12 protein-coding genes are annotated in these 13700 nt (G+C 46.5%); 5 read left to right on the top strand and 7 right to left on the bottom strand.

What is annotated here, in order from left to right; translation table 11 throughout:
* Window positions 1-453 precede the first annotated feature (453 nt).
* Window positions 454-1542: a hypothetical protein gene (locus QUA99_RS23645; RefSeq protein ID WP_333241378.1), complete on the bottom strand. Its 1089-nt coding sequence runs from the start codon at window positions 1540-1542 to the stop codon at window positions 454-456.
* Between the two features lie 414 nt (window positions 1543-1956).
* Window positions 1957-3102 carry a HetZ-related protein 2 gene (locus QUA99_RS23640; protein WP_333241380.1) on the bottom strand — a complete coding sequence of 382 codons (1146 nt, stop codon included), beginning with the start codon at window positions 3100-3102 and terminating at the stop codon, window positions 1957-1959.
* Between the two features lie 136 nt (window positions 3103-3238).
* On the opposite strand from QUA99_RS23640, the gene glyS reads away from it, so the two are divergent.
* The 3 genes from glyS (at window position 3239) to murD (ending at window position 7274) form a co-directional block, all read left to right on the top strand.
* Entirely contained in the window at window positions 3239-5389 is a 2151-nt protein-coding gene (glyS, locus tag QUA99_RS23635; protein WP_333241381.1) for a glycine--tRNA ligase subunit beta, read from the top strand.
* Window positions 5390-5498: 109 nt separating this feature from the next.
* The gene (locus tag QUA99_RS23630; RefSeq protein ID WP_333241383.1) at window positions 5499-5807 is read left to right on the top strand and encodes a hypothetical protein; all 309 of its coding nucleotides are present in this window, start codon (window positions 5499-5501) and stop codon (window positions 5805-5807) included.
* A 120-nt stretch (window positions 5808-5927) separates the two neighbouring features.
* Window positions 5928-7274: a UDP-N-acetylmuramoyl-L-alanine--D-glutamate ligase gene (murD, locus tag QUA99_RS23625; RefSeq protein ID WP_333241384.1), complete on the top strand. Its 1347-nt coding sequence runs from the start codon at window positions 5928-5930 to the stop codon at window positions 7272-7274.
* 138 nt (window positions 7275-7412) lie between these two features.
* On the opposite strand, the gene QUA99_RS23620 is transcribed toward murD, so the two are convergent.
* From QUA99_RS23620 to QUA99_RS23605, 4 genes are all read right to left on the bottom strand, one after another.
* Complete coding sequence (locus QUA99_RS23620) at window positions 7413-7571, bottom strand: hypothetical protein (RefSeq protein WP_333241386.1); 159 nt, start codon at window positions 7569-7571, stop codon at window positions 7413-7415.
* 51 nt (window positions 7572-7622) lie between these two features.
* Window positions 7623-7985: a hypothetical protein gene (locus QUA99_RS23615; RefSeq protein WP_333241413.1), complete on the bottom strand. Its 363-nt coding sequence runs from the start codon at window positions 7983-7985 to the stop codon at window positions 7623-7625.
* Window positions 7954-8136, bottom strand: coding sequence for a hypothetical protein (locus tag QUA99_RS23610; RefSeq protein WP_333241387.1), 183 nt, complete (start codon window positions 8134-8136; stop codon window positions 7954-7956). Before QUA99_RS23610 ends, QUA99_RS23615 begins: the two co-directional genes overlap by 32 nt.
* An 84-nt stretch (window positions 8137-8220) precedes the next feature.
* The gene (locus QUA99_RS23605) at window positions 8221-8637 is read right to left on the bottom strand and encodes an MAPEG family protein (RefSeq protein ID WP_333241389.1); all 417 of its coding nucleotides are present in this window, start codon (window positions 8635-8637) and stop codon (window positions 8221-8223) included.
* 639 nt (window positions 8638-9276) lie between these two features.
* Between QUA99_RS23605 and QUA99_RS23600 the strand changes: the two genes are divergently transcribed.
* Window positions 9277-10212, top strand: a complete 936-nt coding sequence (locus tag QUA99_RS23600; protein WP_333241390.1) for a DUF389 domain-containing protein — start codon at window positions 9277-9279, stop codon at window positions 10210-10212.
* Window positions 10213-10231: 19 nt separating this feature from the next.
* A complete protein-coding gene (locus tag QUA99_RS23595; protein ID WP_333241392.1) occupies window positions 10232-11788 on the top strand; it encodes a sodium:proton antiporter in 1557 nt (518 codons plus the stop codon).
* Window positions 11789-11836: 48 nt separating this feature from the next.
* Here QUA99_RS23595 and QUA99_RS23590 read toward each other — a convergent pair whose 3' ends face one another.
* Complete coding sequence (locus QUA99_RS23590; RefSeq protein WP_333241394.1) at window positions 11837-13585, bottom strand: ABC transporter ATP-binding protein; 1749 nt, start codon at window positions 13583-13585, stop codon at window positions 11837-11839.
* Window positions 13586-13700: the final 115 nt, after the last annotated feature.

Here is a 13700-nt window from a genome sequence, read left to right as displayed (position 1 = left end):
GCCCGTCCTTTCTGGACGGGCGGGACGCCCATCCCACAAGAACAATAAATTGTAAGTTATTTAATTCTCATTCCTTAGAAACCTCTCGATCGAACTAGGCAATTGAAATCAATTCCGCGCTGCATCGTCGGGGGTAAAATCCAGTCAACAATCAACCGCAGACCGTGCAACCGGAATTGAGCTAATTAATCTGCGTTAATCTGTGTTTATCTGCCCTCTCATCTGCGGTTGCTAAAAAGAGAATGTATTAACCGCCCCGGACAACAGATTGACGCAGATTGACGCAGAGGAAGAGAAGAAATATCTGAATAATTCCGATGCTAACAGATTGGATACGAAATCCCTACTGCACAAACTTTCGTCTGCGCAGACTAATAAATAAAGGATAAATATAGGAAGAAACAGAGTTTGAGGTCAGCGAGTCCGATCGCGAAAACAGTCATCTATGGCTAATTAACGCTGGTGGGGATGGTGTTCGTGCATCAAAGCTTCAATTTGGTCGTCAAGATTTCTAATCACCTGTTCCAAAGCGGGCAATCCCTCTAAAGGCAAAGGAGAAAGCCGAGTTCGATCGCGCATTAGATTAACTTTTCGCTGCAATTCTTTGGCCAGCCGCAGCGCGTCCCGACTCAAATTAGACAACTGCTGCTGCTGGTAAAACCTCAAAGCTGCCCCGCGCAAAACTTGCAGCGTGGCTTCTTCCTTGCCCCCCACCGCCATTACCCGCAAGCGCAACAGCAAATGAGTTTCTTGATATATGCGTTCAACTTCGACTTGTTGGGGCTGTTCCACCGGGCAAACAGGCATATCTGTCAGCCGCTTCAACTCGTTGATGACATCTTGGAACAGGACGGGTTCGATACCTTCGAGCATCGATTTTAAAACCCCGTCTTGACTCCAAAGAATGCGCCCTTGGGACTGGTGCCTCTCAAAAAACAGGCGGCCGATACCCTCTAGTAGCACTCTACCGAGCAATTCTTGCAGCAGTTGGGGCGCGGGCAAAGTTGCCAAAACTTGGACAGGGCTTGATAAGTGCAAGGCCTCGACATCCAAAACCGACAGCTTTGCAGGCGTCGGGAAAACCTCAGCCCCGGCAGGTGTCATTGCTGCGGGGACTGGTTTAAACCGCTCGCGAGCGGGAATCGAGGGTTCGGGCCCAGACAGCAGGGTTTCTGCTTTGGGGCCTGAAGTTACTGGTGCGGGATTTTTGGGTGTTGGGGCTGCTGCGGTTTCAGTCTGGCTGGGCGTTCTGAGCTGGCTCCCGTGCAGCAAGTAAGCTGAGAGCATCGAGCGCTGAGTTTCCGATGCAATTGGCTCAGTTGTGACTGAGCAATTCATGTAAGCTAAAATCCGCTGCACGTAGTCCAAGGCGGAGTCATCTTGGGCATCGACTACGCCCAATTTAAACAGATTACCTTCTAGAGATAGAGGCAAAACTTGATAGTAAAGGCAAGCTTCAAAGGGGACAACTGTGTCGATTAGTTGAAATATTCGATCGGAGTCCATTGTAGCTGCGGATTCTGTTGAAGATGTATGTATCATTAGCTGCTCTGTAGTCGGAAGCGCGATCGAGCGCGACGCACCAACCTGATGCCAAAAAGTTCAATGCTGCAACTTCCTTGACGGAGGAATTGCTCTAACAACCGGAAGCTTTTATTAAATAAAAATCCTTAGTCCCAGTATTTTCTCCGTTCTGTATTGCAGCCTCAAATTTTACCAAAAGATTGACTACTAGATGATGACTGGCGCACTCTTGACCAACTATCATCGATCGCGCGAGATTGATTCCCGTGGCTGGCAACGACAGAATTACGTCTTTAATGCGCAAGTATTACAGATGCACCATGATTTACGGGCAACCGCTTAATTTAGGATTGATTAAAAAATCCTCAAAAGTCGATCGCGCTGATAGTATCTTATCCTACGCAGCAGCGATCGTCATTAATTCCCTTGCCGTTAACCTTCGACGGACGACACGGAATTGCGGAGGGATTGAGCTGCTAAATAGAGTTTGCTCCACTCGCCGATGACTTGATTGGTTTTCAGCTTTAATTCAGATGCGATCGCCTCTACACTTTTCCCTGCTTTGAGCGATTCTACCAACCGCCGCTGCACCGGCGTGAGGTTTTGTAAATATTGCTGCCACTGAGCGGGAGTCAAGCCCAAACTGTGTTCTTGGAGGGAAGTTTCCAGCCAGTTGGCGACTAATTCCGGTGCTTGTTTGACCGCAAAAACGCGAATCGCGTGGTAACTGACTTTTTCTCGCAAGCGGTAAATTTGCTTGATCGGAACCTTCAACTCCTCGGCAATTGCCTCTTGGGAACGACCTTGCAGGTAAAGCTGCAGCCACCGGGAAGCCAGCGGATCGACTTGTGCGGCCAAGTAATTCTCAAATTCTTGTTGGACAATCTGCCGCTGAGTTTGCTGCTCTTCCCAAGCTTGATTTTCTCGGTACTCGGACATTGCCTGTTCGTCTAGCAGGCTGAGCGGTTCGTCGGTATCGTCGGGTAGAACCTGTTCCGACACCAGCCGCACCCAGTCTCCAGCAGGCACTTGCGTCAACCCCCCCCGCTGGGCACGCCGCAGGTAGTTGACAAAACGGTACACCAGCAGCGGCTGGTTGCGGATCGGCCGCAAGCAGTATTCTTCTGTGCTCGCTAGCAGCAAAGCATTTCGCAGGCGTTTGTCTGAGGTGCATTCGGCAATCCAGGCGACTTGCTGCTGCAGGTAGCGATCGGAATTGAGCATTTCCTGAATCACTTCTTGCAGTACCTCCACCGCACTCCGCTGTCTGTCGCGACTCAGGGAAACCCACGCTTGGATTTTTTGCCGGAGCACAACTAAACCGCCGAGCCGCCCGATCAAGTTGCGGTAAGCTTTTTCTGGGGGTACTCCCAGATACCGAGAAATCAAAATTCGATATAAAAAGTCGATCGCCCCAGAGGCAACAGACAATTGAGTTGGGCTAAGAGTGTCAAATCTTTCGGGATTGTCTCCCAACAGCCAGCGGACAACACTCTCGCGAGTGCTAGAACTCTCCTGCGGGCAATCTTGTTCGAGTCGAGATTTCCAATCTTGTCCTAGTCTTTCCGCCAAGGTCATGGGCTGTCGAGAATATTGTCTTTCACCCCCGATTTTACGTGGTATCCTGGATTTTTGAGTATTTTTCAGATATACGATCGCGCGATCGGATAAATTACCTTAAATTACCCTAAACAAAATTCCATTACGGTGCGATATGCCTAACTTTTTATTAGAACTCGGTACAGAAGAATTGCCCGCATCTTTTGTCGCAAGCAGCGCCCAGCAGTGGCAGCGACTTGTACCTGCAACGCTGGCAGAAGAATCCTTGACAAATGACTCAATTAATGTATACGCTACTCCGAGGCGTTTGGCAGTTCTGGTGAAAGGACTGCCAGTTCAGCAATTAGATAGAGAAGAAGAGGTAAAAGGGCCGCCGGCAAGTTCGGCTTTTAAAGATGGCAAACCGACGAAAGCAGCCGAAGGTTTTGCGAAAAAGCAGGGCGTCGAAATTGATGCTTTGGAAGTTCGCGCTACCGATAAAGGCGATTTTGTGTTTGTGCTCAAAAAGATTCCGGGGCGGATGACCGCGGATATTTTGACAGAACTTGTGCCGCAGTGGATTAATAAGTTAGAAGGCAAAAGATTTATGCGGTGGGCCGACGGAGATTTGAAGTTTCCGCGCCCGATTCGATCGCTCGTGGCACTGTTGGATGATACTGTACTGCCAATTACATTGGTCAGCGGTTCGGATACGGTCAAGAGCGATCGAATTTCCCAAGGACACCGGGTGTTACATCCGCAGCCTGTCTCTATTCCCCAAGCCGAGGATTATGTCGAATGTCTGCGGGCTGCTTGCGTTGAGGTCGATCGAACCCAGCGCAAAAATCAAATTAAAGCACAAGTAGAAGCCGCAGCAACAAAACAAGGCGGTTACGCCGACATTACCGAAGATTTGTTAGAAGAAGTCACCGACTTAGTAGAATGGCCAAACGCAGTTGTCGGTAAATTTGACGAGGAATTTTTGATATTGCCGCCGGAAGTAATCACCACAATCATTGTGACAAACCAGCGGTATTTTCCCATCCTCAAAAGCCCCGATTATCCCGAACTTCTGCCCTATTTCATTACAATTTCCAACGGAGATCCCGCTAAAGCCTCGATTATTGCCACCGGTAACGAGCGAGTAGTGCGGGCGAGATTGGCAGACGGTCAGTTTTTCTACAAAGCAGACTTGGTAAAGCCTCTAGAAGATTATTTGCCGAAGTTGGCAACAGTTACTTTCCAGGAAGATTTAGGGACTGTGCGCGCAAAGGTCGATCGCCTGTGCAAGATTGCCAGCCTCATCACCAATCAACTGCAAATCACAGGCGAAGAACAAGCTTACATAGCAAGAGCAGCCTTACTTTGTAAAGCTGACCTCGTAACCCAAATGGTTTACGAACTTCCCGAAATGCAAGGAATCATGGGGCAGAAATACGCCTTAGCAAGTGGCGAATCGGAAACAGTAGCCACAGCGATTTTTGAACATTATTTGCCAAAAGGTGCGGGCGACCATTTACCCCAAACTCTCACAGGTCAAGTTGTCGCAATAGCCGACAAATTAGATACATTAGTCAGCATCTTCGGCTTGGGAATGTTGCCGACTGGTTCATCCGATCCCTTCGCTTTGCGCCGCGCCGCCAATGCAATAACTAACATTATTTGGGCTGCTCAGTTGCCAGTAAACTTGCACAAGTTGCTCGCAGAAGTGGTTGCCGAATTTACCGCAGCGCGCCCAGAAACACCTGCGGAGTTGCTATCGCAGTTATACGAGTTTTTCTTGCAAAGAATTCGGACTTTGTTGCAAGAAGAAAAGAATGTAGATTACGATTTGGTAAATGCAGTTTTGGGAGAAAACGACCCAGAATATACGGAACGAGCATTGAGAGATTTGTTGGACGCACTGGAAAGAGCACTTTTTCTGCAAGAAATCCGCAATAACCAGACTTTGGATCTAATTTACGAAACAGTCAACCGTTCAACTCGTTTGGCGGCTCAAGGTGATTTGGATAAAGTTGAATTGGAACCGAAAACGGCGGTGAAACCAGAACTATTTCAAAAGTCGTCTGAACAAGCTTTTTACGATGCAGTCGTGCAGTTAGTGCCGCAAACGCTGCTATCCAAACAAACTCGCAATTACCAGCAGTTGGTAGATAGTTTGACTGAGATTGCTCCGACTGTCAGCAACTTTTTCGACGGGCCAGAAAGCGTTTTGGTGATGGATTCTGACCCGGAAATTAAGCAAAATCGGTTGAATTTACTGGGTTTGCTGCGGAATCACGCGCGGGTGTTGGCTGACTTTGGGGCGATCGTCAATCGATTTTAGATTTTGGATTTTAGATTTTAGATTGAAGAATTTAACTGGTTTCCAGGCTCTGCCTGGGAACCCATATCCAGAGGCTCTGCCTCGCTCTTGAAAAGGGAAGATATGAACAATGAATGTGAAACAACTGATTCGTAAATGGGCGCAAATGTCAAACGCCTATTTTTGGATAGGGCCACTCGTTGTTACCATATACTATCTAGTATATAAAGAAAACCCTCTGATGAAGGAGAGATATTTATTTGTACTGGTGGCGCTTACTGCGGCCGGATCGTCATATCAGCTTCGCTGTTTATCCAGAGAGATTGTCCGGTTAGAAGAAAAATTGAAGAACTTGAAAGACGCACTCCTTGAAAAACTCAAAAAAAGGTCGCTCGAAATCACAAAAGAGGACACGGCAGTGCCGTTTCCTTACAAATAAATATCGCGTGCGATCGCTCTCTTAAAAAATAAGCAAAATGGCCAATAGTCAATAACCAATTCAAGGTTAAAATATAAACTTATAAAACCAGGGAAATTCGCTCCATCACACACACAACTTATGCCGATCGCTCATATCATTGGACTCGGAAAATCAGGAATTGCCGCCGCCAGACTGCTAAAACGCGAAGGATGGGAAGTAACGCTGAGCGATCGCTCATCTTCCCCAAATTTGCTCGAACAGCAACAGGAATTCGCTAACGAAGGAATTAAAGTTGAGTTAGGTAAATCATTTGAACCAGTCGAATCTATAGAATTAATAGTAGTAAGTCCGGGCGTTCCCTGGGACAGTCCAGCATTAGTGCGCGCCAGAGAGTTAGGCATTGAAACAATCGGAGAAATGGCTCTCGCGTGGCGTTACCTCAAATCTCCTTGGGTGGGAATTACTGGCACTAACGGCAAAACTACTACTACTGCTTTAATTGCTGCTATTTTTGCCGAGGCCGGGCTTTACGCTCCCGCTTGCGGCAATATTGGCTATGCTGCGTGTGAATTAGCTTTAGCCGAAAAACAGCCAGATTGGGTAATCGCAGAAATTAGCAGCTATCAGATAGAATCCTCGCCATTTGTAGCGCCGCGCATCGGAGTTTTGACGACTTTGACGCCGGATCACCTCAGCCGCCACAAAACTTTGGAAAATTACTACAGCATTAAAGCGCATTTGCTGAAAAAATCTGAATTGCAAGTAATCAACGGCGACGATCCTTGTTTGCGGCAGCAAGGAGTTGACATTTGGCCGGATGCGTGTTGGACGAGTGTCAAAGGTGAAAAAGAACTGTTGGGCGATCGCACTTTTGGAGCGTACATCGAAAACGGTTGGGTAATAGCTCAAAGCGAGAAAATTCTGCCTGCTGATTCTTTGCGGATGGTGGGAGAACACAATTTGCAGAATTTGTTAATGGCGGTGGCTGCAGCTAATTTAGCGGGGATAGATAAAAGTGCGATCGCCCGGGCGATCGCTAAATTCCCCGGAGTTTCGCACCGCCTCGAACACATCTGCACTTGGGAAGGGATAGATTTCATCAACGACAGCAAAGCTACTAATTACGACGCCGCCCAAGTCGGGTTGGCTTCTGTAAGCGCACCGGCGATTTTAATTGCGGGCGGCGACGCCAAAGAAGGGGACGATCGCGCTTGGATTGATACAATCAAGGCGAAAGCTGCTGGGGTGTTGCTAATTGGGGATGCGGCAGGTATTTTTGCCGATCGGCTCAAACAAGCAAATTACAACGCTTGGGAAATAGTCGAAACAATGGAAAGAGCAATCCCGCGAGCAGCAGAATTAGGCAAACAAAATCATGCTAAAGTAGTGCTGCTTTCCCCAGCCTGTGCTAGCTTCGATCAATACCAAAATTTCGAGCAACGGGGCGATCATTTCCGCCAATTATGCCTCGAATCCCTAGTTTAGATATGTCATTGTTCGCTGTGTACAAATTAAGATTGTTATACACAGCGAACACTAACAAAATTAAATCTGCGTTCATCTGCGTCTATCGGTTTACATCTGCGGTTAAAAATTAAAACCTCTGATTTCCACCAATCTACTTTAATTAACAGTCTTCCAAATATCCTTAATTCTAGCCTGCTGTTCCCATTCTAGCTCATAAAAAACTAGCATCATTTCCTCATGAGTGTAATCAATAATGATGGCAGCCAATTGAGCCGCAGTTTCCGCTTCCAGCATTGCTAGTTTCAATTTGGTCATTGCTTCTTTATCCATCAATAGCAAAATTTTAATTGTTACCTCATTAAGATTTTAATTTTCCCGACAAATCTCTTTCATTTGTGCATTAAAACTGGCAATCCTAGCAGCACTTATTGTATCAGAATGTCGCGAGGATATTTGAATTTTTTGAATGCAAATCTGAGAGAGCAATTTTTGATCTATCTCCAGAATATTGCCTTGGGAAGTTACATTTTTTTGCAACAAAATTGCGATTTCTCTTTCCAGTTGGCGATAGCCTTGCTGAAAGAAATCTTGAGAGTTAGAACGAAACAAACCGCTATTGACTTGCTGGGTTTGGCTGGGTGTCAGCGATTGAGCCGAGACAGCAGCCGGAAATCCCAAAGATACTGCTAGCCACCAGCTATAAATTATCTGTTTGAGAATGCTGTTCATCACTGTCGGGAGGATTTTTTACCTCAATTGGTTTCTCGTTTTCTGACTCGCTTGCTAATTCATCTTCTCGCTCAATTTTTTCTTGCCACTCGACAAGCTGCTGAAAAAGTTTCGGGTTAATTTCAAATACTGGTTTGTTGGTTTCTGACATATTTACTCCTAACATTTATTACATTTAACTGGTTCCCAGGCCGAGCCTGGAAACGAGTAGAAAAACAATTAGGTCGATCGCCAGCTACGATCGAACCTTCAGCAGCGACATAATTATGCCAATCAAGGAACCACCAAGCAAAGCTAAAGTAGCTAAGGTACTAATGCCAAATCCTGCCGCTCTTTTTTCGGCAGCTTGATAGTAACCCCAAGCAAACAAAATGCGTCCAATTATCCAAACTGCGCCGATACCTGCGCCCCAAATTGGGCTGATAAATTGCGAGAACAGCCACAGCGAGGGCAAAAATAGAATCATTTGCTCTAAGGTATTTTGCTGAACTCGCACCACTCGCTCAAAGTCTGGGTTTCCTGTCATCTGCGGGGGAGAAACTTTGTATTTGAATCTAGCTCTGCCGACGTTGATGGTAACAACGAAGTAGAGAATTAATGCTGAAACAGTAATTAGACTAGGCCAAAGTGTCGCGTTTGCTTCTGCGAGCATGATTCGGTATTATTGGGGTGGAGTATATATAGCAATCCTCGCATCATTTGTGTAATTCTTGTAGGGGCATACCCCCGTGGTTGCCCCATGAGGCCGAGGTAGGCAAAGAAAGGCATTACCCCTACATCTTTTTACGACTCCTGCAAGGATTGGTATATCTTGATTATAAATCAATTATTGCCGATCGCGTTATTCATCGCCCTCCCGTCATTCCAGGCAGGGGATTTTGTGCAACTGCTGGGTATTAGTGGCGCGGCAATTGCTTTCGGATTCTGGGACATCCTGGAAAACTTGCTGGCTGGGATTTTGATTCTTTTGCTCGCACCTGCATGCGGATAGCAGCCCCCGACTCTTGTCGCTAGCAGCCCAAATTTTAGACTCTTATTCAACCTCCCAGATTCATCTGTGGAGTAAATTGAAAATATCGAATCTAAAATATCGAGTCTAAAATCTAAAATCTGTGGAGTAGATTTAAAATCTAGAATCTAAAATCTAAAATCTAAAAGCTAAAATCGTTTGACGGATACAAGCCCCCGACTTAAGGAGATTATTTTGCTTAACAATATTCGATACCGTCTTAAATATTTCACCAGGAGCAGGATTGCTCGAGAGCATTTAAAGCAAATACGAGTTGACTTGTTGGAAGAATCAACCCTAGATATTAACTATCTTGTCTTAATTCTCGGTTCCTGCATAATCGCCACTTTTGGACTGCTTGCCAACAGTGCAGCCGTAATTATCGGTGCTATGATTATTGCGCCTCTGATGTTGCCAATTCGAGGCTTAGCATTTGGAGCGGTAGAAGGTAACGTTATCCTCTTCCGCAAAGGTTTAATTGCATTAGCAGTCGGGACGGTGCTAGCAATTTTTCTAGCTTGTTTTTTGGGCGCTTTGGTACAAATTCCCGACTTTGGGAGCGAAGTTCTAGCTCGTTCTAAACCTACATTACTAGACTTGGGAATTGCGATCGCCGCTGGGGGAATCTGCGGCTATGCGAAAGTTCAGCCCAAAGTTTCTGCTACTCTGGCGGGAACTGCGATCGCCGTGGCTCTCATGCCGCCAATTTGTGTTATAGGTTTAGGATTATCTCAAGCTAATTGGTCGCTCAGCCTGGGAGCAAGCCTGCTGTATCTTACTAATTTGCTGGGGATTACTCTCTCCTGCATGCTAACCTCTTTAATGGCCGGCTACACGCCCCTGCACCGCGCCGGTAAAGCCCTATTGTGGGCGCTAGGATTGACGACTTTACTTGTGATTCCTCTGGGGGTGAGTTTTGCGGAATTGATCGAGCAAGCGCAACTAGAAGCCAGTCTGAAGCGGGCGTTGCTGAACCGAACTATCACTTTTCAACGAGTGGAACTGATTAAAACTGATACTAACTGGTTGACAAAACCGCCGGAGGTTCGTCTGATTGTTCGCAGCAGCGAAGCTTTGACATCCAAACAAGTCCAGCTTTTAGAAGCATTTGTCGAAAAAGAAATGGGTCAACCGTTTACTCTAATTTTTCAAGTCAGTCAAGTTGAAGAAGTGCGGCGATCGACGCTGAATAAGTCCCGATCTAAACCGAATCCTTAACTATTTTATTCCTAATTATATGACCCCAGAAACTCTAATTAACGAAGCGACTATCGAGGGCAATCTGAAAAAATTTCTTTTAGTGCTATTAGTTTCCTTAAGTGTGGCGATTCTGCCGCAACTGTGGGGCTGGTTGCGCCAAATTCCCTACACGCTGCTTTTAGTAATTGTCGGGTTGGGTTTAGCTTTTATAGATGTGCGATTGGTGTCGCTCTCGCCCGAACTGATTCTGTTGATTTTTTTGCCGCCTCTTTTGTTTGAAGCTGCTTGGAATCTGGAATGGTCTAAACTCAAGCGGGATTTAGTGCCGATCGCTCTTTATGCGGTTTTGGGTGTTGTTATTTCCGTTGCGGGCGTAGCTGTTGCTCTCAACCAAGTAGCTGGAGTTTCTTTAGCGATCGCCCTGTTGGTAGGAGCTAGTACATCTGCTACAGATCCTGTTTCAGTTATTGCATTGTTCCGGGAACTGGGAGTTGAAAAACGCCTAGCTTTGCTGGTGGAGGGAGAGAGTTTATTTAATGATGGCATTGCTGTTGTTGCCTTTAGTTTTTTGCTGGGATTCTCTTTAGGGACGGATGAAGTTGGCATCCCATTTCTGGTGGGGCGTTTCTTAGCTTTTGTGGGAATCGGGATTGCTGTCGGGAGTGCGATCGGTTTTGGGATCTCCTATCTCACCCAGCGGTTTGATTTACCTTTGGTGGAGCAATCGTTAACCTTAGTTTCAGCCTACGGTACTTATATAATTGTTGAGGAATTGGGTGGTTCTGGGGTGATTGGTGTGGTGGTGATGGGCTTGATATTTGGAAATTTCGGCTCTCGTATCGGTATGCAACCCAGCACCAGACTGGCGGTAACACAATTTTGGGATTTTGTGGCGTTTTTTGTAAATTCGATCGTGTTCCTGCTGATTGGCGATCGAATTAGTTTTGCTGGTTTGGGAGCGAATTTAGGAGTTATTGGCATAACTGTGGCGGCGATGTTTGTGACGCGAGCGATCGCTATTTTTGGTTTGGGATGGTTGAGCAATAGGTTGGCCAAATCTGAAATTTCATTAGCCGATAGAACAGTGATTTGGTGGGGAGGATTGCGGGGTTCTGTATCGATTGCTTTAGCTTTGAGCGTGCCGGAGGTTTTCCCCGAACGGGAAAAAATTATTGCGATCGTGTTTGGCGTAGTTTTATTTACGCTGCTAGTACAAGGTTTAACCACCAAGGCGCTGCTGGAAAAATTGGGGTTATTGAAGAACCAGGAGTTGCGCCAGCAGTATCAGGAGGCGATCGCCCAACGTGTTGCTCTCAATCGGGTTCTCAAGCATCTATCTGAAGAATCTGGCGATCGTAAAATCGAGCCTGAGTTTTCCAATCATCTCGTGAGTCAGCTTCAAGAAAAATTAAACTTGCTGCAAGCAGAAATCAACCAAATGTACGATCGATCTCCTGAACTGCGGCAGATGACTATCGACAAACTCGAAGGGGATTTGCAGGCAATAGAGGCTGATACTTATGCTGAATTTGTGCGATCGGGTCAATTGAAGGAGCTGCCTGTTTCTGTGTTGCCAGAATTTTTAAAAGCTTGAAATGACTCAAGTCATGACTGCCAAACAGTTTGACACGATCGCCAAGGTTCAGTGCAGCAATTCCTCTAATTTTTGCTGGTTCCACAAATACTGATAAAGCCCTGTTTGACCTACCAATTCTGCATGAGTTCCGCTCTGAACTATTTCTCCCTTATCCATCACAAAAATGCGATCGGCACTGGCCGCCGCCGACATTTGATGCGAGATAAAAATCACCGTTTTGCGATCGGTTCCCGTTGCCAAGTTTTGCAAAATATCGGTAGCAGTTTGATTGTCAACGCTGGAAAGAGCATCATCCAAAATGAGCACGGGGGCATCAACTAACAAAGCGCGAGCAAGTGCCGTCCGCTGGCGCTGTCCGCCGGATAAAGTAATGCCGCGCTCGCCGACAACTGTTTTGTACTGTTGCGGAAAGTTGAGGATTTCGGCGTGAATTTGCGCTTGTTTTGCCGCAGCTTCAATCTCGGGCTGTTCCGCTAAAGGATTCCCGTAACGGATGTTATTCTTGATGGTAGTGCCGAACAGAAAACTTTCTTGGGGAACGTAGGCGATCGCCCCGCGCAATTGCGTTAGTTTCACCTCAGTAATATCCTGTCCGTCTACAAATAACTGACCCGGATCGATATCTAGCAAGCGTGGCAGCGCATTAGCTAAAGTTGATTTTCCCGAGCCGATCGCCCCAACAATTGCGACAGTTTCTCCCGGTTTTATGGTAAAATTAACATTTTTAAGCGCGGGTGTCTTAGCGCCGGGATAGGTATAATTTAAGTGGCGGGCGACAATTTCGCCTTTGACTGGATTTGGCAGTTCAACTGCACCGACACCATCTTTAATTTGCGGTTCCACAGTCAGAATTGATTCGATGCGATCGACACTCACTTCTCCCCGCTGGTAAGCAGTAATTGTGAAACCCAACAGCGCCGTCGGAAACACCAAACGCTCGACATAAATCAGCAACGCCACAAAATCGCCAATGCTAATTTCACCCTGAGCAATTGCCCCGCCACCTGCTGAAAGCAGCACCAACAAACTGATGCTTGCCAAACCGCCCAGCAGTGGAAAAATAAAGTTTCTAGTTTTTGCTAAGAGCAAGTTTGCTGATAGCAACTGTGCGTTGGAATTGCGAAAAGCTCGGCGTTCGTTTTCTTCTTGAGCGTAGATTTTAATTACGGAAATCCCGCTCATATCTTCCTGAATTAAATCGCTCATCGCTGACAGTTCCTCTTGCACGGCTAACTGTTGGATGCGAAGTTTGTCGCTAAATAACTGCACCAAAACTAGCATTAAAGGATAAACTGCGATCGCCAACAGCGTTAGCTTTAGATTAATCCCCAGCATCACCGGCAAAGTCAAAGCATAGGCAAATGCCGTATTTGCCAAACTCAACACTGCAAACCCCACCAAGCGCCGAATATTGTCCAAATCGGAAGTAGCCCGGTTAATTAAATCTCCTACCGTATTGGCTGCAAAATAAGACGGTTCTAATGTTAATAAATGATTAAATATTTGCTGTTTGAGGTCAAATTCGACTTGACGCCCCACGCCAAACAGCAAAATCCGCGACGCCATCCGAATCACCCACATGATTGAGGCGAGTAGCAGAATCAGTAGTACGTAGTTGAAAACTTGGTCAAATTTAGTCGCAATTTGCAGAGTGTCAACTGCATTGCGAATCAGCAGGGGAATGTAAACGCCCACAGCATTGACAATTAACAGGGAGACAATGCCCCAGAATGCCGGTTTCCAGTGGGGGCGCATATAAGCACCCAATTTTTGCAGTCGAGAATAACGAGCCATAGGTAGAAGCAAGGAGGAAGAAGGAAGTTCGGCAACGAGCAATGTAGCGGATGTAAAGGATCTAACTGAGATCTTGCACCAATATCAATCAGCCTTTCACGGGCGGGCAGGATGC

It is taken from the genome of Microcoleus sp. F10-B2, from assembly GCF_036704965.1.
GTDB lineage: Bacteria > Cyanobacteriota > Cyanobacteriia > Cyanobacteriales > Microcoleaceae > Microcoleus.
This window is presented reverse-complemented; position numbering and strand designations above follow the sequence as displayed.